The organism is Arthrobacter sp. TB 26 (assembly GCF_000427315.1).
Taxonomy (GTDB): domain Bacteria; phylum Actinomycetota; class Actinomycetes; order Actinomycetales; family Micrococcaceae; genus Arthrobacter.
This window is the reverse complement of sequence record NZ_AUPJ01000481.1, coordinates 1-17,101: the sequence shown is the minus strand read 5'-3', so window position 1 is coordinate 17,101 and position 17,101 is coordinate 1. Positions and strand designations below refer to the sequence as shown.

The 17,101-nt window shown below is 67.5% G+C and carries 12 protein-coding genes and 5 pseudogenes (1 of these 17 cut by a window edge); 5 read left to right on the top strand and 12 right to left on the bottom strand.

What is annotated here, in order from left to right; genetic code table 11:
- From K789_RS0118665 to leuA, 3 genes and pseudogenes are all read right to left on the bottom strand, one after another.
- Positions 1 to 70: pseudogene (locus K789_RS0118665) on the bottom strand (isoprenyl transferase) (it extends 834 nt beyond the left edge of the window).
- Positions 71 to 114: 44 nt separating this feature from the next.
- Positions 115 to 909 carry a DNA repair protein RecO gene (gene recO, locus K789_RS0118660; RefSeq protein WP_192815788.1) on the bottom strand — a complete coding sequence of 265 codons (795 nt, stop codon included), beginning with the start codon at positions 907 to 909 and terminating at the stop codon, positions 115 to 117.
- 54 nt (positions 910 to 963) lie between these two features.
- Positions 964 to 2,703, bottom strand: coding sequence for a 2-isopropylmalate synthase (gene leuA, locus K789_RS0118655; protein ID WP_024368077.1), 1,740 nt, complete (start codon positions 2,701 to 2,703; stop codon positions 964 to 966).
- A gap of 252 nt (positions 2,704 to 2,955) precedes the next feature.
- On the opposite strand from leuA, the gene K789_RS0118650 reads away from it, so the two are divergent.
- Positions 2,956 to 4,908, top strand: coding sequence for a M13 family metallopeptidase (locus K789_RS0118650; RefSeq protein WP_024368076.1), 1,953 nt, complete (start codon positions 2,956 to 2,958; stop codon positions 4,906 to 4,908).
- 87 nt (positions 4,909 to 4,995) lie between these two features.
- Here the strand turns inward: K789_RS0118650 and K789_RS0118645 are convergent, their stop codons facing one another.
- From K789_RS0118645 to K789_RS23535, 5 genes and pseudogenes are all read right to left on the bottom strand, one after another.
- The gene (locus K789_RS0118645) at positions 4,996 to 6,576 is read right to left on the bottom strand and encodes an LCP family protein (RefSeq protein WP_024368075.1); all 1,581 of its coding nucleotides are present in this window, start codon (positions 6,574 to 6,576) and stop codon (positions 4,996 to 4,998) included.
- A gap of 126 nt (positions 6,577 to 6,702) precedes the next feature.
- A complete protein-coding gene (era, locus tag K789_RS0118640) occupies positions 6,703 to 7,662 on the bottom strand; it encodes a GTPase Era (protein WP_024368074.1) in 960 nt (319 codons plus the stop codon).
- Complete coding sequence (locus K789_RS0118635) at positions 7,646 to 8,977, bottom strand: hemolysin family protein (RefSeq protein WP_024368073.1); 1,332 nt, start codon at positions 8,975 to 8,977, stop codon at positions 7,646 to 7,648. The genes era and K789_RS0118635 overlap by 17 nt, the downstream gene beginning before the upstream one ends.
- Positions 8,974 to 9,447 carry an rRNA maturation RNase YbeY gene (gene ybeY, locus K789_RS0118630; RefSeq protein ID WP_024368072.1) on the bottom strand — a complete coding sequence of 158 codons (474 nt, stop codon included), beginning with the start codon at positions 9,445 to 9,447 and terminating at the stop codon, positions 8,974 to 8,976. Before ybeY ends, K789_RS0118635 begins: the two co-directional genes overlap by 4 nt.
- Positions 9,444 to 10,534: pseudogene (locus K789_RS23535) on the bottom strand (PhoH family protein). The gene ybeY and the pseudogene K789_RS23535 overlap by 4 nt, the downstream one beginning before the upstream one ends.
- A 382-nt stretch (positions 10,535 to 10,916) precedes the next feature.
- Here K789_RS23535 and K789_RS23530 point away from each other — a divergent pair.
- Positions 10,917 to 11,567, top strand: a complete 651-nt coding sequence (locus tag K789_RS23530; RefSeq protein WP_416352812.1) for a GerMN domain-containing protein — start codon at positions 10,917 to 10,919, stop codon at positions 11,565 to 11,567.
- Positions 11,554 to 11,853 (top strand): Gmad2 immunoglobulin-like domain-containing protein, encoded by a 300-nt coding sequence (locus tag K789_RS26830; RefSeq protein WP_416352811.1) that lies wholly within the window; start codon positions 11,554 to 11,556, stop codon positions 11,851 to 11,853. The genes K789_RS23530 and K789_RS26830 overlap by 14 nt, the downstream gene beginning before the upstream one ends.
- A gap of 158 nt (positions 11,854 to 12,011) precedes the next feature.
- On the opposite strand, the pseudogene K789_RS23525 reads toward K789_RS26830, so the two are convergent.
- The 3 genes and pseudogenes from K789_RS23525 to hrcA form a co-directional block, all read right to left on the bottom strand.
- Positions 12,012 to 12,804: pseudogene (locus K789_RS23525) on the bottom strand (16S rRNA (uracil(1498)-N(3))-methyltransferase).
- A gap of 2 nt (positions 12,805 to 12,806) precedes the next feature.
- Positions 12,807 to 13,934, bottom strand: a complete 1,128-nt coding sequence (gene dnaJ, locus K789_RS0118605; protein ID WP_024368071.1) for a molecular chaperone DnaJ — start codon at positions 13,932 to 13,934, stop codon at positions 12,807 to 12,809.
- Positions 13,935 to 14,041: 107 nt separating this feature from the next.
- Positions 14,042 to 15,055: a heat-inducible transcriptional repressor HrcA gene (gene hrcA, locus K789_RS0118600; protein ID WP_024368070.1), complete on the bottom strand. Its 1,014-nt coding sequence runs from the start codon at positions 15,053 to 15,055 to the stop codon at positions 14,042 to 14,044.
- 214 nt (positions 15,056 to 15,269) lie between these two features.
- Here hrcA and K789_RS23520 point away from each other — a divergent pair.
- A pseudogene (locus K789_RS23520) lies at positions 15,270 to 16,122 on the top strand (DUF3097 family protein).
- A 143-nt stretch (positions 16,123 to 16,265) separates the two neighbouring features.
- Positions 16,266 to 16,685: a DUF4870 domain-containing protein gene (locus tag K789_RS0118590; protein WP_024368069.1), complete on the top strand. Its 420-nt coding sequence runs from the start codon at positions 16,266 to 16,268 to the stop codon at positions 16,683 to 16,685.
- Positions 16,686 to 16,738: 53 nt separating this feature from the next.
- Here K789_RS0118590 and K789_RS0118585 read toward each other — a convergent pair.
- Positions 16,739 to 17,101: pseudogene (locus K789_RS0118585) on the bottom strand (coproporphyrinogen III oxidase); the annotation flags it as partial.

The window sequence follows — 17,101 nt, the reverse complement described above, 5'->3', positions numbered from 1 at the left end:
CGGAGGGGTGCGGGTAGGGGCTCACCACCGGGGTGCTCCGCTGCCGGACCGGTTTCTTCTTTTCACCCATCGCCACTTTTTTGCCCAATGCCACAGTTCTACCCAACGCCACAGTTACGTTCGCTCCACATGTTTGAGGGATTTCAGGACACGTTCCAGATGCCACTGCAGGTAGCTGGCCACCAGGCCCGCTGCCTCGCGGCGGTGCACCGGGACGGACGCGTCCGCTGTCGTCCAGTCCCCGGTCAGCAGGGCGCCGAGCAGCTGGACGGTTTCCGCGGCGGGCGCGGGGGACCCCGGCGGACGGCAGTCGGGGCACACCATGCCGCCAAGCGGGGCAGAAAACGCATTGTGCGGGCCACGGGCACCGCAGCGTGCGCAGTCGGTGAAACTCGGAGCCCAGCCGCCGGTGGAGAGGGCCCGCAGCAGGTAGGAATCGAGGATGAGTTCCGGGGTGTGGTCCCCGCGGCTCAGCGATGCCAGGGCGCCGACGAGGAGGTTGTATTGGGCGGTGCCCGCTTCGCCGTCGACGTCGGTGAGCTTCTCGGCCGTCTCGGTCATGGCGGCAGCGACGGTATAGCGGCCATAATCCGCGGCGATGTTGCCGCCGTAGGCGCCCTTGGCGACCGCCTGCGTGACGATGTCGAGTGTCCGGCCGGAAATCAGCTGCAGGTCCGCGACCATAAAGGGTTCCAGCCGTGCGCCGAAGCGGCTGCTTGTGCGCCGGACGCCCTTGGCCACCGCGCGGACCTGGCCGTGGTGCTTGGTCAGGATGGTGATGATGCGGTCCGCCTCGCCCAGCTTGTGGGTACGCAGCACGACGCCGTCATCACGGTAGGCGCGGGAGGCAAAGGAGGATGGTTGGGCCACGGTTAATCTTCGCACTGTCTTGGACGGAAACGCTGCCATTGGGGAAAGCAGCACTGCGCCGCCGGCGGATCCGGCGGCGCAGTGACTCCCTGATCAGGCGCGCGCGTCCCGGATGGCCCGGTTCACGGCAGAGATGACGGCCTTGAGCGAGGACGTGGACGTGTTGGCGTCGATCCCGACGCCCCACAGCACACGCTCCCCCACGGCGCATTCGACGTAGGCCGCGGCGAGGGCACTGCCGCCTTCGGACAGGGCGTGTTCGCTGTAGTCCAGGACCCGGACGTCGACGCCGTCCTCGCGCAGGATGCTCAGCAGGGCAGCGATCGGACCGTTGCCGGTGCCGGTGCGGTGGACCTGGGTGCCGTCGACCTTGAGCGCGGCGTGCAGGGTCATGGAACCGTCCTCGTCCGTCTCGGTGCTGAACGAGCCGAGGGCGTAGCGTCCCCACTGCGCGTCGGCCGAACCGGAGGGCAGGTACTCGTCCTGGAAGACCTGCCAGAGCTGGGCGCCGCTGACTTCGCCGCCCATCGTGTCCGTCTGCTTCTGGATGACGCCGGAGAACTCGATCTGGGCGCGCCTCGGCAGGTCCAGGTTGTGCTCGTTCTTCAGCAGGTAGGCGACGCCGCCCTTGCCCGACTGGGAGTTGACCCGGATGACGGCCTCGTAGCTGCGACCGAGGTCCTTCGGGTCGACGGGCAGGTACGGGACCTGCCACGGATAGTCCGCGACGTCCTTGCCGGCGGCGGCGGCATCCTTCTCGAGCGCTTCCAGGCCCTTCTTGATCGCGTCCTGGTGCGAGCCGGAGAAAGCGGTGAAGACGAGGTCCCCGCCGTACGGTGCACGCTCGGCCACGGGCAGCTGGTTGCAGTACTCCACGGTGCGGCGGACCTCGTCGATGTCGGAGAAATCGATCATCGGGTCGATGCCCTGGACGAACATGTTCAGGCCCAGGGTCACCAGGTCCACGTTGCCGGTCCGTTCACCGTTGCCGAACAGGCAGCCTTCGATGCGGTCGGCGCCGGCCAGGTAGCCCAGTTCGGCGGCCGCGACACCGGTGCCGCGGTCATTGTGCGGGTGCAGCGACAGGATGATGCCCTCCCGCGGATGCAGGTTGCGGCTCATCCACTCGATGGAGTCGGCGTACACATTGGGGGTGGCCATTTCCACCGTGGCCGGCAGGTTGATGATGACCTGGCTGTCGGCGGAGGCCTCGAAGACGTCGGCGATGGCGTTGCAGACCCGGACGGCGTACTCCAGTTCGGTCCCCGTGAAGGATTCCGGTGAGTACTCGTAGGTGATGTTGGTGTCCTGCAGGGTCTCCTCGTACTTCTTGCACAGCCGCGCGCCCTGGAGTGCGATGTCCAGGATGCCGTCTTCGTCCTGGTTGAAAACAACCCGGCGCTGCAGGACCGAGGTCGAGTTGTACAGGTGCACGATCGCCTGCTTGGCGCCGACGAGGGACTCGTAGGTCCGTTCGATGAGGTGTTCGCGGGCCTGGGTCAGGACCTGGATGGTGACGTCGTCCGGGATGTGGTTACCCTCGATCAGCTGCCGGACGAAGTCGAAGTCCGTCTGCGACGCGGAGGGGAAACCGACTTCGATTTCCTTGTAGCCCATCCGGACCAGCAGCTGGAACATCTTCAGTTTGCGGGCCGGGCTCATCGGGTCGATCAGTGCCTGGTTGCCGTCACGCAGGTCCACGGCACACCAGCGCGGGGCCTTGGTGATGACCTTGTCCGGCCAGGTGCGGTCCGGCAGTTCAACCGTGATCAGGTCCTGGAACGGGACGTAGCGGTGGACGGGCATTCCTGAGGATTTCTGTGCGTTTCGCATTACAATCGGGGCCTTTTCTGTGATTCCTGGTGAAAGGGTGGCCGGGCAACACAAACTCCGCAGCGAGGGTGGGCCTTGCGCTAGATCGCGTCTGAGGCCTCGCCGCGGCAGCTAAGAAGAAGCAGTTCTGCGCGCACCATTTCACACTAACACGGGTGCGTAAGATGAAGGAGCCACACCTTCGTAACGTCCACCATGCAGACCGGTAACCCGTAACAAGGCGGCGCCGGGCTGCCTCTCAAAGGAGCATCCGTGCCACTTTCGGGGATCGCCCTGTCCACCATCGACTTCTCTGTCCGGCCGCAGGATGACCTGTACCAGCATGTTAACGGCACCTGGCTCAAGAGCACCGAGATCCCGGATGACCGGCCCCTGGAAGGGACGTTCACGGCGCTGCGGGACGGCTCGGAACTCGCGGTGAAGGAGATCATCGAGGACGCGGCCGGCCGCGGCGCGGAGTCCAGCGGGATCGAGCAGAAGATCGGGGACCTCTACAACAGCTTCATGGACGAGGCCGCGGTGGAAGCCAAGGGCCTGGACCCGATCAGGCAGCGGCTCGACGAAGTGTTCTCCACAGAGTCGGTCGCCGGGCTCGTGGCGCTGGCCGGGCGCCTGTTCCGCGCGGACGTGGGCGGCCTCTTCTACATCTATCCCGCCCCCGACGCCGGAAACCCGGACCGGATCCTGCTGTACACCGGCCAGGGCGGGCTGGGCCTGCCCGATGAGTCGTACTACCGCGAGGAGAAGTTCGCCCCGGTGGTGCAGGCCTACACGGAACACATCAGGACGGTCTTCGGCCTGGCCGGCGTCGCCGATCCCGAAGACGCGGCTGGCCGGGTCGTGGCGCTGGAGACGGCACTCGCCTCGCACCACTGGGACAAAGTCACGCTGCGCGATCCGCAGAAGACCTACAACCTCAAGTCCGCCGATGAGGCGACGGAGCTCTTCCCGCTCCTTACGACGTGGTTCGACGCCGCCGCGATCGCGCCGGAGAAGCGTGCCGAACTCGTCGTGAGCACCCCGGATTTCTTTGCCGGGGCAGCATCGCTGCTGGACTCGGAGCCGCTGTCCGTCTGGCAGGAATGGCTCGCCCTGCGCGTCATCAGCGCGGCCGCGCCCTATCTCTCCGCCGCGTTGGTTGATGCGAACTTCGCCTTCTACGGCACCACGCTCAGCGGAACGCCGCGCAACAAGGACCGGTGGAAGCGGGGGGTCGCCGTCGTCGAGGCCGCGCTCGGCGAGGCGGTCGGCCAGATCTTCGTTGCCCGGCACTTCCCCGAAACCCACAAGGCACGCATGGAGTCGCTGGTGGCGAACCTGATCGAGGCTTACCGCGAATCCATCACCGGCCTTGCCTGGATGGGCGAGGAAACCAAACTCGAGGCGCTGAAGAAGCTCGATTCCTTCCGCGCCAAGATTGGCTACCCGGACAAGTGGATCGACTACTCCGCGGTGGACATCGACCCGTCGGATCTGCTGGGAAATGTGGAGCGGGCGCACAGCGCCGACGTCGACCGGCACCTTGATGAGGTGGGCAAGCCCGTGGACCGGGAAAAATGGCTCATGACGCCGCAGACGGTGAACGCCTACTACCACCCGCTGCTGAACGAGATTGTGTTCCCGGCCGCCATCCTGCAGCCGCCCTTCTTCACCGCCGACGCCGACGACGCCGTCAACTACGGCGGCATCGGAGCCATCATCGGCCACGAAATTGGCCACGGCTTCGATGACCAGGGCTCCCAGTATGACGGCAGCGGCCTGCTCCGGAACTGGTGGACGGAGGACGACCGGACGGCCTTTGAGTCGCTGACCTCCAAACTGGTGGCCCAGTTCGACGCTCTCTCCCCCACGGCTGCGCCGGGTCACACCGTCAACGGCAAACTGACCCTGGGCGAAAACATCGGTGACCTGGGCGGGCTGACGATTGCGTACAAGGCCTACCTGATCAGCCTCGACGGCCAGGAGCCCCCGGTGCTGGACGGCCTGACCGGTGTGCAGCGCTTCTTTGCCTCGTGGGCTGCCGGCTGGCGCCAGGTCATGCGGAACGAGGAAGCGATCCGGCGGCTCGCCACGGATCCGCACTCGCCCAACGAATTCCGCACCAACCAGATCGCCAAAAACCTTGACGCCTTCCACGACGCTTTCGGCACCGCGGAGCAGGACGGCATGTGGATGCCCGCGGCCGAGCGCGTGAGCATCTGGTAGGCGCCTCCCCCGCAACAGCACGGGCACAACGAGGGCCGGCCGCAGGAAAACTCCCGCGCCCGGCCCTCGCCTGTTGGCGCGGCGCCGTCAGCGGGTGATCAGTGCCGGGTTGGCCTGCTGGCAGACGACGTCGCCGGCGGTCTGGTTGACAATGTCCGAGGGCAGTTCCACCGGGGCGTCCCCGCTCGCGGTGCCGCCCACGAGGTCGCTGCCGAGGTAGACCTGGACGCCGTTGACACCGGCGGCGGGCAGCACCTGGGCCGCCGGGATCCCCAGCAGCGTGGCAACGTCGGCGGCCACATCCCCGAAACCCGCACCGTAGTAGACCGCAGTGGCCGCTACGGGCCGGGCGGCCAGCGGCGCGAGCTGGGTGAAGCCGCCGGTGGTGAGGGCCTGGATGATCTCCTGGGTCCGGGCCGGAACACCTGAACCGTTGGCCACCGTGACGGGCTGGACCGCCTTGTCGTAGGCGGCGGCTGTCTCGCTGGGTGTCGGCTCCGCGCCGGCGCTGGCACTTGCGTCCGAGGAGGCGGACGGGCTCGGCGTCGCTGTCGGGTCCGTCAGGTCGATGTCCCTGCGCATCGCGGCAAAGAGCTGCGACGCGGCGGGTTCGGCGAGCTGCAGGCGGTTCACGTCGCTGGCAGCGGGCCCGGTGGGCACCGCGACGAACGCGACCTTGCCGACGTCGATGTTCTTCAGCCGGTTCGCGACGGTCAGCAGCGTCGGGACCGAGGCCATGCCCTCGTCGATCGTGAGGTTCTTGGTGACGACATCCGCGATCTGGAGCGTCCTGGCGGGGTTGCTGAGGGTGCCGTCGTCCTTGATCTTGCGGACCAGCGAGGACAGGAACCCCTGCTGCCCCTTGATCCGGCCGAGGTCGCCGCCGTCGGCGAAGGCATGGCGGGCACGCAGGAACGCCAGGGCCTGCTCGCCCTGGACCTTGGAGGTGCCCTTGGGGAGCCGAAGACCCGAGTCGGGGTCGTAGACGGCGTCGCTGATGCAGACGTCGACACCGCCGACGGTGTTGGACAGTTCCTTGACCGAATTGAAGTCCGCCATCATAAAGTGGTCGATTTCCAGGCCGGTGAGCTTGTTCACGGTGTCCACGGCGCAGCCGATGCCGGCCTCGGACATGGCCGCGTTGATCATGACGTTCTTCTGGGCCGGGAATTCCCGCTTGGTTTCCTGGTCGGTGCACTTTGGGATATCAACGAGCAGGTCCCGGGGGAAGCTGATGACGTTGACGCGCTTGTTGTCAGCAGAGATGTCCAGCAGCATCATGACGTCGGAGTGACCGTAGCCGGTGGAGTCGCCGGCCCCGCCGTATTGCGAATTTTTCCCGTCACGGGTGTCAGAACCAAGGACCAGGATCTGCATCCTGTCCCGCGAGTCGTCCACGGCGCCCTCGGTCTTCTCGCTTCCGGCTCCCAGTGAGGCCTTGGTGATGTTGCCCTGCAGGCGGATGGCCCAGTAGGCGCCGAAGGCAATGACCCCGACCAGAAGGATGGACACGACGGCGGTCCCGATCTTCAGCCAGGCCGGCATGCCGCGGGCTGAGCCAAGGTGCCGGGCCGGTCCGACGGCGGGGTCGTCCGTGTGCCGGGCAGCAGAGCCTGGCCGAACCGGGGATCCGGCTCCGCCTGCGCGGTCTTCACGGGGTCGAGACACGGTTGAGCCTACTTTCACGAACGGGGTCCGACCATTTTAGAGTCCGAATCTGGGAATTTCCCGGTTCCGGGCCCCAATGGGAGCGGCGCAGGCCCGGCAAAGTCCGGAAGAGCGCCTGGGAGGCGCCTAGAAACCGAGCTTTACGAGCTGCTTCGGGTCGCGCTGCCAGTCCTTGGCGACCTTCACGTGCAGGTCCAGGTAGATGCGCGCGCCGAGCAGCGCCTCGATCCCCTTCCGCGCGTTGGTGCCGACCTCGCGGAGCCGGGCACCGCCCTTGCCGATCATGATGGCTTTCTGGGAGGGGCGCTCCACGTACAGATTGACCCGGACGTCGAGGAACGGCCTGTCTTCAGGCCGGCCTTCCCGCGGGACGATCTCATCGACCACAACGGCCAGGGAGTGCGGCAGTTCGTCGCGGACACCTTCGAGGGCAGCTTCCCGGATGAGTTCGGCGATCATCACCGCTTCCGGTTCGTCCGTCAGGTGTCCGTCCGGGTACAGCGGCGGCGACAGCGGCATAAGGCCGATCAGCACGTCGGCAACGGTCTTCACCTGGAAGCCGTCGGCGGCGGAGACCGGCACAATGTCCTTCCAGCCGTCCTCGCCGAGGACCTCGCGGCCCAGGGCGTCGACGGCGAGCAGCTGTTCGGTGAGGGCCTGGCGGTCCACCGTGTCGGACTTCGTCACGATTGCGATGACCGGCTTGTTGCCGATGGCCGCGAGCTGGGCGGCGATGAACTTGTCGCCCGGGCCGATCTTCTCGTTGGCCGGCAGGCAGAAGCCGATCGCGTCCACCTCGGCGAGGGTGTCGGCGACGAGCTCGTTCAGCCGCTTCCCCAGCAGGGTGCGCGGGCGGTGCAGTCCCGGGGTGTCCACGAGGATCAGCTGCCCGTCTTCCCGGTGCACGATGCCGCGGATGGTGTGCCGCGTGGTCTGCGGCTTGGCCGAGGTGATCGCAACCTTCTGGCCCACCAGGGCGTTGGTGAGGGTGGACTTGCCTGTATTGGGCCGCCCGACCAGCACGGCAAACCCGGCCCGGTAGCCGCCGTGGGCCGCTTCGCCGTCGGACTTATTCTGCTTGCTCACGTGAGACTCCCTGTTGGATTGGCGCGGCCTCGTCGAGAAGGTCTTCAAGGTCAGTTTCTTCTTTTGGTACGGCGGAGGCAATGATGTGGCTGACCCGGTTCCGCCGGCCCTCGAGCCGGTCGGCCCGAAGGGACAGCCCGTGGACCTCGACCGTGCTTCCGACGATCGGCACCCGCCCGAGGGCCTTGGCGAGCAGGCCGCCAACGGTGTCCACTTCGTCGTCGTCGAGCTCAAGGTCGAAGAGTTCGCCGAGGTCATCGATGCTCATCCGCGCGCTGACCCGGTAGGTCCCGTCGCCGAGTCCCACCGCTTCCGCGCTCTCGGTGTCGTACTCGTCGACGATCTCGCCGACGATTTCCTCGATGAGGTCCTCAAGCGTGACGAGACCGGCGGTGCCGCCGTATTCGTCGATCACGATCGCGACGTGCGTCGATTCCTTCTGCAGTTCGCGCAGCAGTTCACTCACCGGCTTGGAGTCAGGCACGTAGCGCACCTCGCGGGCCAGTTCGTCAACGACCGGGGGAACCTCGTCGGGGCGAAGGTTGTGGATGACCGCGGCCACGTCCTTCAGGTAGACGATGCCCAGGACCTGGTCCGTGTTCTCGCCGATGACGGGGATCCGGGAATATCCCGAGAGGAGGAACAGCGACATGGCCCGGTGCAGGCTGGAACCGGAGTCGATGCTGAGGATGTCGGTGCGGGGCACCATCACGGAGCGGACCAGGGTATCGCCGAAATCGAACACAGACTGGATCAGCTCGGCCTCGTTGTCCTCGATCACGTCGGACTCCGTGGCGCGGTCCACCAGCTCCCGGAATTCCTCTTCGCTGAAGAACGCCTCGTTGTCGGCGGGGGCGCCGGGGGCCACGGCGCTGCCGAGGGTGACGAGCCAGCCGGGAATCGGTCCCAGCACCCAGCACAGCCAGCGGATCACGGGCGCGCTGAAGCGGACCAGTCCGGCCGAGTGCACCCGGCCCAGCTGCCGCGGGGATACACCCACAATGACAAAGCCCAGCAGGGCCATGACGCCCGTGGCGATCAGGCCCGAGAGCCAGACGTTGCCGAGCAGGCTGTTCAGCAGCACCGTCACGGCGACGGCCGAGGCCATGTCGAACCAGATGCGCCAGAACCGCAGGGCCCGCATGTGCGCCACGGGTTGCGCCATGATGCGCTTCAGCGCATTGCCGCGGCTGTGCAGGATCGCTGCCTCGGCGTCGTGCCGGGAAAGGTAGTTGAAAGCCGACTCGGTAGCGGTCAGGAACGCGGCAAAACTAAGGAACACCAGCGCCATGCCGGCGACGATCAGTGGCGTCACTGAATCGTCTCTGACGGGGCGTCTTTGCCGGTGAAGGCAGAGAGCAGTTCGCGCTGGAGGCCGAACATCTCTTCCTTCTCCTCCGGCTCGGCGTGGTCGAAGCCGAGCAGGTGCAGGATGCCGTGCGTCGTGAGCAGAAGCATTTCATCCTGGGTGGAGTGACCGGCGTTCAGGGCCTGGACCTCGGCGACCTGCGGGCAGATGGCGATGTCGCCGAGCATGCCCTGGGGCGTGGGCTTGTCCGGTGTGCCCGGCGTCAGCTCATCCATGGGGACGGAGAGCACGTCCGTGGAGCCGGGCTCGTCCATCAGTTCGATGTGCAGCTTCTCCATGGCCGGCTCGTCCACGAGCAGGATCGACAGCTCGGCCTGCGGGTGGATGAAGAGCCGTTCGAAAATGAACCGAGACAGCTTCACCAGCTCCGCCTCATCGACGGTGACACCGGATTCGTTGTTGACCTCAATACTCACGCGTGGTCTCCCCGCTTGTCGCGGGCCACGGAATGCTTGACCCGGTTCCTCTGGATCTCGTCCCAGACGCTGTAGGCGTTGACGATGTCGCCTACCAGGCGGTGCCGGACGACGTCGGAGGCGTCCAGGACGGTGAAATTGACGTCCTCGATGCCCTGCAGGATGTCCTCCACGATCCGGAGGCCGGACCGGGTCCCGAAGGGCAGGTCCACCTGTGTGACGTCACCGGTGACCACCATTTTGGAGCCGAAGCCCAACCGGGTGAGGAACATCTTCATCTGCTCCGGAGTCGTGTTCTGCGCCTCGTCCAGGATGATGAAGGCATCGTTGAGCGTGCGTCCGCGCATGTAGGCCAGCGGGGCGACCTCGATGGTGCCGGCCGCAATCAGCCGCGGAATGGATTCGGGGTCCATCATTTCATGCAGGGCGTCGTAAAGCGGGCGCAGGTAGGGGTCGATCTTGTCGCTGAGCGTGCCGGGCAGGAACCCCAGCCGCTCCCCCGNGCCTCGACGGCGGGACGGGTCAGGATGATCCGTGTGACTTCCTTCTGCTGCAGCGCCTGGACGGCTTTGGCCATCGCCAGGTACGTTTTGCCGGTACCGGCCGGTCCGATGCCGAAGATCACGGTGTTGGCGTCAATCGCGTCCACGTAGTTCTTCTGGTTCAGCGTCTTGGGCCGGATCGTCTTGCCGCGGTTCGAGAGGATGTTGTGGGTGAGCACGTCGACCGGGTTCTGCAGGGACTGGGTCCGGAGCATCGACACGAGCTGCTGCAGGACAGCGGGAGTGATGACGGTGCCCCGGGCGACGAGGCCCCGGACCTCATTAAGCAGGCGCATGATCCGCGGCACGTCGGCGGCAGGCCCGCTGATGGCGAGCTCATTGCCGCGGACATGGAAGTCGACGGCCGGGAACTGGGTCTCGATGAAGCGCAGGGCTTCGTCATGACTGCCGAGGGACTGAACCATCTGATCGGAACTGTCGAACAGGACTACCTCCGTCCGCAGCCCTGGTAGGGAGTGGGGGAATTCACCTGCGGAGCGCTCTCCGGCGCTGATCCGGGCCTTGCCGTTCGCTGCTTCAGTCATGGTGTTGGCCCGCGGGCCTCTGGTCCCCTCCAGTTCGGAAATGGTCTGTTCCGTGATCCGGCCCGACGGCGGTGCTCGCCATCCGCGGCCGGGGCAACGGGTACCTCCATCTTACGCCAGCACGGCGCGCCCCGCGCCCGTCCGGATCCGGCGTTGCGCCTGCGCCGGGACGCTTGGATCGGCCCATTAGGTATCAACTTTGTATCGGCCGGATATCGTTCCCGTTGCAGTTCCGGCCCGCTGGCCGAATCCACGGTTTCGCGCCGGAGCCGTATGCCATGCTGGAAATCGGCCTCCGCCACGGCATTTTCAGCCGGGCGGGCGGACAGTACGGCAGGCAGTAACCGAGCAGCAAAGGGCGGCAGCCATCAGGCAAGGCGGGATGGGGCAGACAGCAGCAGGCAGGCGGACACGCCGGACCCTGCTGCTCCTCGTGCTGCCCGCAGCGCTGGCCCTGTCCGGCTGCGTAGCCACTCCCCAGCCCGGCATCACGGACTCCAACTCGCCGTCGCAGGCCCTCTCTGCCCAGGCCTCCGCGCCAACCACCAGCGCGCCGCTGGAAACGTCCCAGGCGTCCAACAAGGCGCCGGTGTACTGGATCGGCCGGAGCAACGACAGCATGTTCCTGTACCGCGAGTTCCGTGACGTTCCGGAACAGGACAACCCGGTCACCCGGGCACTCCGGGTCATGATGTCCCAGAAGCCGCTCGATCCGGACTTCTTCACGCCGTGGCAGAACCCGAAGAAGCTGGCAAGCTCCATCTCCGGCAAGAACGTCATCACCGTGGACCTGTCGGCGGACGCCTTCAACAGCAACGTCGATCCCGCCATGGCCGAGCGGGCGGTCCAGCAGCTGGTCTACACCGCGACGGCGGCTGCAGCCAGCGCGGGGCTGATCGACGCCGNCCGGCCAGCAGATCCAGGTGGTGGTGCTCGTGGACGGGCACACCGACTACGTCGCCTTCAACCACGTCCGGCTCGGCTCCCCAACGTCACGCAGCACCGGGATGGTCGCCCCGGTGTGGATCATTGATCCCCAGGAAGGGACCTCCGTGGACGACGGCGCGGTCAAGATCTCCGGCCGCAGCACCGCGGCCGGCGGCAAGCTCCGGTGGGAGATTCTGCGCATCGATGGCAGCGTCGAGACCACATACCTGAACGGGACGGTCACGGCCTCTGCCGAGGCCGGACAATCCGGAGCATTCAGCCTGTCGGTCAACCTGGGACCGGGCAGCTACGAGATCCGGGTGTCCCAGCTTCAGGACGGCAACCCGGCCCAGGACCTGAACGTCGACACCCGCGGGTTCACGGTCAAATAGCAGCAACCCTGCCGGATGTGGCGTCGACTGCTCCGTAACGGCCCTTCTGAACCCTCAGAAGGGCCGTTTGGGCCCACGCCGGCAGGGTTCCCTGGCCGAGCTTGCGAGGCGAGGGTGCCGGTGGGGAGCAGCCGATCGCGTCTTGTGCTGAATCCGGGCTACCAGCGGCCCAGGACGTCGCTGGCGAGGACCGTGGCGGCGGGACCGGCCGTGGACGAGCGCAGCACATGGTGCCCCAGCAGGGCTGTCACCGCGCCGGCGTCGCAGAGCCTGGTCACTTCCCGCGGGCTGATGCCACCCTCGGGTCCGACGATCAGCAGCACCTCGCGGCCCTCACCCGAGCCGTCGCTGCCTGACCCTGCGCCGGTGCCCCCGGCGTGTTGCCAGGCCTCCAGCACCTGCCGCAGCGGACGCACGGCGTCCTCATGCAGGATGATGGCGAGGTCCGCAGCGGCCACTGCCGCCTGAAGGCCGGCGCCGTCGACCGCGGCACGGACTTCCGGGATCCAGGCGCGCCGTGCCTGCTTGGCCGCCGCCGTGACGACCGACTGCCACTTGGCGTGGGCCTTGGCCGCACGTTCGGCTTTCCAGCGCACAATCGAGCGTTCGGCCTGCCAGGGCACCACGGCGTCGATCCCCAGTTCGGTGGCGGTCTCCGCGGCGAGCTCGTCCCGGTCGCCTTTCGCGAGGGCCTGCACCAGGACCAGCCGGACCCCGGGCCGGGGCTCCTCGGAGAGCCCGGAGCATTCCACCGTCAGCTCGCCGGGCGCGACGGCGGACACGGCGCCGGTCAGCCGCTTGCCGGCGCCGTCGGCGATGTCGACGGCCTCCCCCACGGCGAGGCGCTTCACCGTAACCGCGTGGCGGGNNNNGTCCGTCAAGGACAAAGACGGACCCGGGGGCCAGCCCGTCCAGGGTTCCAGGGGCAGTGAAAAAGACCGGGTTGCTCACCGCTACAGGTTACCGAGCCGGTCCCGGAGCTTCGCGAAGACCCCGCCGCTGGCGGCAAGTTTTCCTTCGGTGAACTGTTCGCCGCGCAGCTTCGCGAGCTGGCGGAGCAGATCCTCCTGGGCGGCGTCGAGCTTGGCGGGGGTGTCGACCTGGAGATGGACCTTGAGGTCGCCACGGCCGTAGCCGCGCAGGTGGGTGACACCGAGGCCGCGGAGCGTGATGACTTCGCCGGACTGGGTGCCGGCCTTGACGCCGATCTCCTGCTGGCCGTCGAAGGTGTCGAGGGTGAGCTCGGTGCCGAGGGCGGCGGCCGTCATGGGGATGTTGAGGCTTGCGTGCAGGTCGTCGCCGTCGCGAACGTAGGTGGCGTCGGTGTTGACCCGGATCTCCACGTAGAGGTCGCCCGAGGGGCCGCCGGCGGGGCCGGCCTCGCCCTGCCCGGAGAGCTGGATGCGCGTGCCGGTGGCGACGCCGGCAGGGACCTTGACCGTCAGGGTGCGCCGGCTGCGGATCCGGCCCTGGCCGGCGCATTCGTTGCAGGGATCCTTGATGACGGTGCCGAAGCCCTCGCAGGACCCGCAGGGGGCCGTGGTCATGACCTGGCCGAGGATGGAGCGCACGGCGCGCTGGACCTGGCCGGAGCCGCCGCAGATGTCGCAGCGTTCCGGGTGGCTGCCTTCGCGGCAGCACGAGCCCTCGCAGGTGGGGCAGGTAACGGCCGTATCCACTTCGAGCTTCTTGTTGACGCCGAACACGGCGTCACGGAGATCGATCCGGACGCTGATGAGGGCGTCCTGGCCGCGGCGGACCCTCGACGCCGGTCCGGCCTGGCCGCCTGCGCCGAAGAAGGTCTCGAAAATGTCCTGGAACGCGAAGCCCTGGCCGGAGTAGCTGCCGCCGCCGAAGCCGTTGTCAGTGCCGTTCTCGTTGCCGGTGGTGTCGTAGATCCGGCGCTTCTGCGGATCGGACAGCACCTCGTAGGCGTGCGTGACGGCCTTGAAGCGGTCGGAGGCGTCATCCCCGGGGTTCACGTCCGGGTGGAGGTTCCGCGCCAGCTTGCGGTAAGCCTTCTTGATCTCTTCTCCCGTGGCTTCGCGGGAGACTCCAAGAACGTCGTAATGGCTGCTCAAAGTGTGTATCTCTTCCTTTTTGTACTGCCGGTGGGGCACTGCCTGTTGGGGGCAAGAAGTCTGGTGTCGGCCCCTCGGGGCCGGGCGGTTGCGGGTGGACGCGGCCGTCAGGGGCCGAGAATCCTTGAAAGGTAGCGTGCGACCGCCCGGACGGCGGCCATGGTGGTCGGATAGTCCATCCGGGTGGGACCCAGCACTCCGACTTTCGCCGTCGCGTCCGGTCCGTAGCCGGTGGCCACCACCGAGGCCTCAGCGAGCCCGTCGTAGGGGTTTTCCCGGCCGATGCTGACCGTGACGCCCCGCGGGTCCGCGGCCATGTCGCTCAGCAGGCGGAGCATGACCACCTGTTCCTCGAGGGCCTCCAGGACGGGGCCGATGGTCAGCGGGAAGTCGACGTTGGAGCGGGCCAGGTTGGCGGTTCCGGCCATGACCATCCGTTCCTCGCGGCTGCTGGCTGCCAGCGCCTCAATGCCGCGGGCCAACGCCTGGGCGGCGCTGCGCCGCGCGGGCGGGCAGCTGGCGATCAGGGACTGCAGGGACTGCGGCAGCAGGTTCAGCGGGGTCCCGGAGAGACTGCCGAGGAACCGCGTGCGCAGCCCGGACAGGGCCTCGTCCGGGAGGTCCTGCCCCACGTCGATGACGCGTTGCTCCACCTTGCCGGTGTCCGCGATCAGCACGGCGAGTACCTTGCGGGGGGCGAGCAGGACGAATTCGATGTGCCGCACTTTGGCCCGGCTGAGGTGCGGGTACTGCACGACGGCGACCTGGTTGGTCAGCTGGGCAAGCAGCCGCACCGTCCGGTCCAGGACGTCGTCGAGGTCATCGGAGCCTTCCAGCAGCGCCTGGATGGCACGGCGTTCCGCCGGCGAGAGTGGCTTGACCGCCGAAATCTGGTCCACGAAGAGCCGGTAGCCCTTGTCCGTGGGGATGCGTCCTGCGCTGGTGTGCGGAGCCGTGATGAGGCCCTCATCTTCCAGGGCGGCCATGTCATTGCGGATCGTGGCACTGGACACGCCGAGGTGGTGCCGCTCCACGAGGGCTTTCGAGCCGACAGGTTCCCGCGAATGGACGTAGTCCTCCACGATGGCGCGCAGCACTTCGAGTTTGCGTGGTTCGCTCACGCTCCACCTCCTATCGACTGTCCCGCATCCGGTGCCGCGGACCGCCGGTCGCGCCGGACGTGTTCGGTTAGCACTCGACATGCCTAAGTGCTAACCAGTCTAATATGAGTCGCCGCGTTGTTAGCATTGAGTTCGCTCCGGGCGTTCCTCCCGGGGCGCGTGTTTTGGGGCACAGCCCGCCGCAGCAAACCGAACGCAAAGCAGTGTGTATCCGATGTCGTACCAGAACTGGGGCCCCCAGGACCTGTCCGCCCCCGCCAAGACCCAGCTGCCAGAAGTGCCCGTAGAGCGCGGAATGGTGCTCGAAGATGTGCAGTCCGGTTGGGTGGGTGCCGTTACGCGGGTGGAGAAGTCCGGCGGGATGCACGTCGTGTCCCTTGAAGACCGCCGCGGCAAGTCCCGGTCCTTCCGCCTCGGTTTCGGCTTCCTGCTGGAGGGCCAGCCGATCCGGCTGATGCCGCCGGCACCCCGGGCCGCCGCAGCCGCCGCAGGCACCAGAACAGCCTCCGGCTCCGTCCGGGTGGAGGGCCAGCGCGCCCAGATCGCCAAAGCGAGCCGGATCTGGGTGGAAGGAAAGCACGACGCCGAACTCGTCGAGAAGGTCTGGGGTGACGATCTCCGGGTGGAGGGCATCGTCGTCGAGCCTTTGCACGGCATCGACGACCTCGCCGGCGCGGTGGCGGCGTTCCGGCCCGGACCCGGACGCCGGCTGGGCGTGCTGGTGGACCACCTGGTACCTGACTCCAAGGAATCCAGGATCGCCGCGGCCGTGATGGCCTCCCCCGGCGCGGCCGGGAACGTCCTGATCGTCGGACACCCCTACGTGGACGTCTGGCAGGCGATCCGGCCCNCCCGCCGTCCTGGGGATCGAGAGGTGGCCGGTGATCCCCCGGGGTGTGGACTGGAAGACGGGGATCCTGACGGCGTTCGGCTGGCCGCACAGCACCAAGGAGGATATCGGCCTGGGCTGGCAGAAGCTCCTGGGCGCAGTCCGCAACTACGCCGATCTGGAACCGTCCCTGCTGGGCCGGGTGGAGGAGGTCATCGACTTCCTGACCGTTCCCTGAGCTGCTTTGCCGGGCGCCCCCGCCAGCGGGCCGATCCGTGATTCCGCGACCGAGCAAGTATTCTTGGTACGGCGGCTGCGCTCCCGGCGCAGCCCTGGCACCTGCAGGCACCAACGCACCACCGCAATCCGAAGGACGACACCGTGGCAGATGACGCACGCGAACACACCGGCAACCAGGCCGGCCATGGCCAGCCCCCGTACCATGGCGTTCCCGCAAATGCACTGCCGCTCACGGCGAATGAGGACCGGCAGTGGGCCACGCTGGCCCACTTCGGGGGCATCCTGGGCTGCGTTCCCTCGCTGCTGATCTACCTGATCTTCAAGGACCGCGGCCCGTTCACGGCGCAGGAGTCCAAGGAAGCCCTCAACTTCACGCTGCCCCCCACCATTGCTGCCGTGCTGTGCAACCTGCTGGTTTTCGTCCCGGTGGTGGGCAACATCTTCGCCGTCCTGGCCACGGTCATCTGGATTGCCGTGACGTGCTTCTCGGTCGCCGCCGGCATCCACGTCAACCGCGGCCAGCCGCACCGCTACGAGTTCAACCTCCGCTGGATCAAGTAGGGCGGCAGCACCTGCCCGGGCCCGGGCCGGTCGGGCCGGTCGGGTCAGCCGGGTCAGTCCGGCAGGATCCTGCGGACCACGGCGTCCGCCAGCAGCCGGCCCTTGAGTGTCAGGACGAGGCTGCCGTGGAAGGCCGCCACGGGGTCAACGAGGCCGTCCGCGATGAGTCCGGCGACTGCGTGCCGCCCGGTATCCCCCAGGCCGCCCAGGCTGGTGATCTCCAGCCCGGAGTTCAGGCGCGCCTCGAGCATGACGCGCTCCACGTTGCGGGTCTCCGAATCCAGGGTTTCCCGGCCTGCGGCCGGCGAGAGCCCGGCACCCAGGCGGTTGGCGTAGGCGGTGGGGTGCTTGACGTTCCACCAGCGCACGCCGCCCACGTGGGAGTGCGCGCCGGGCCCAATGCCCCACCAGTCGTC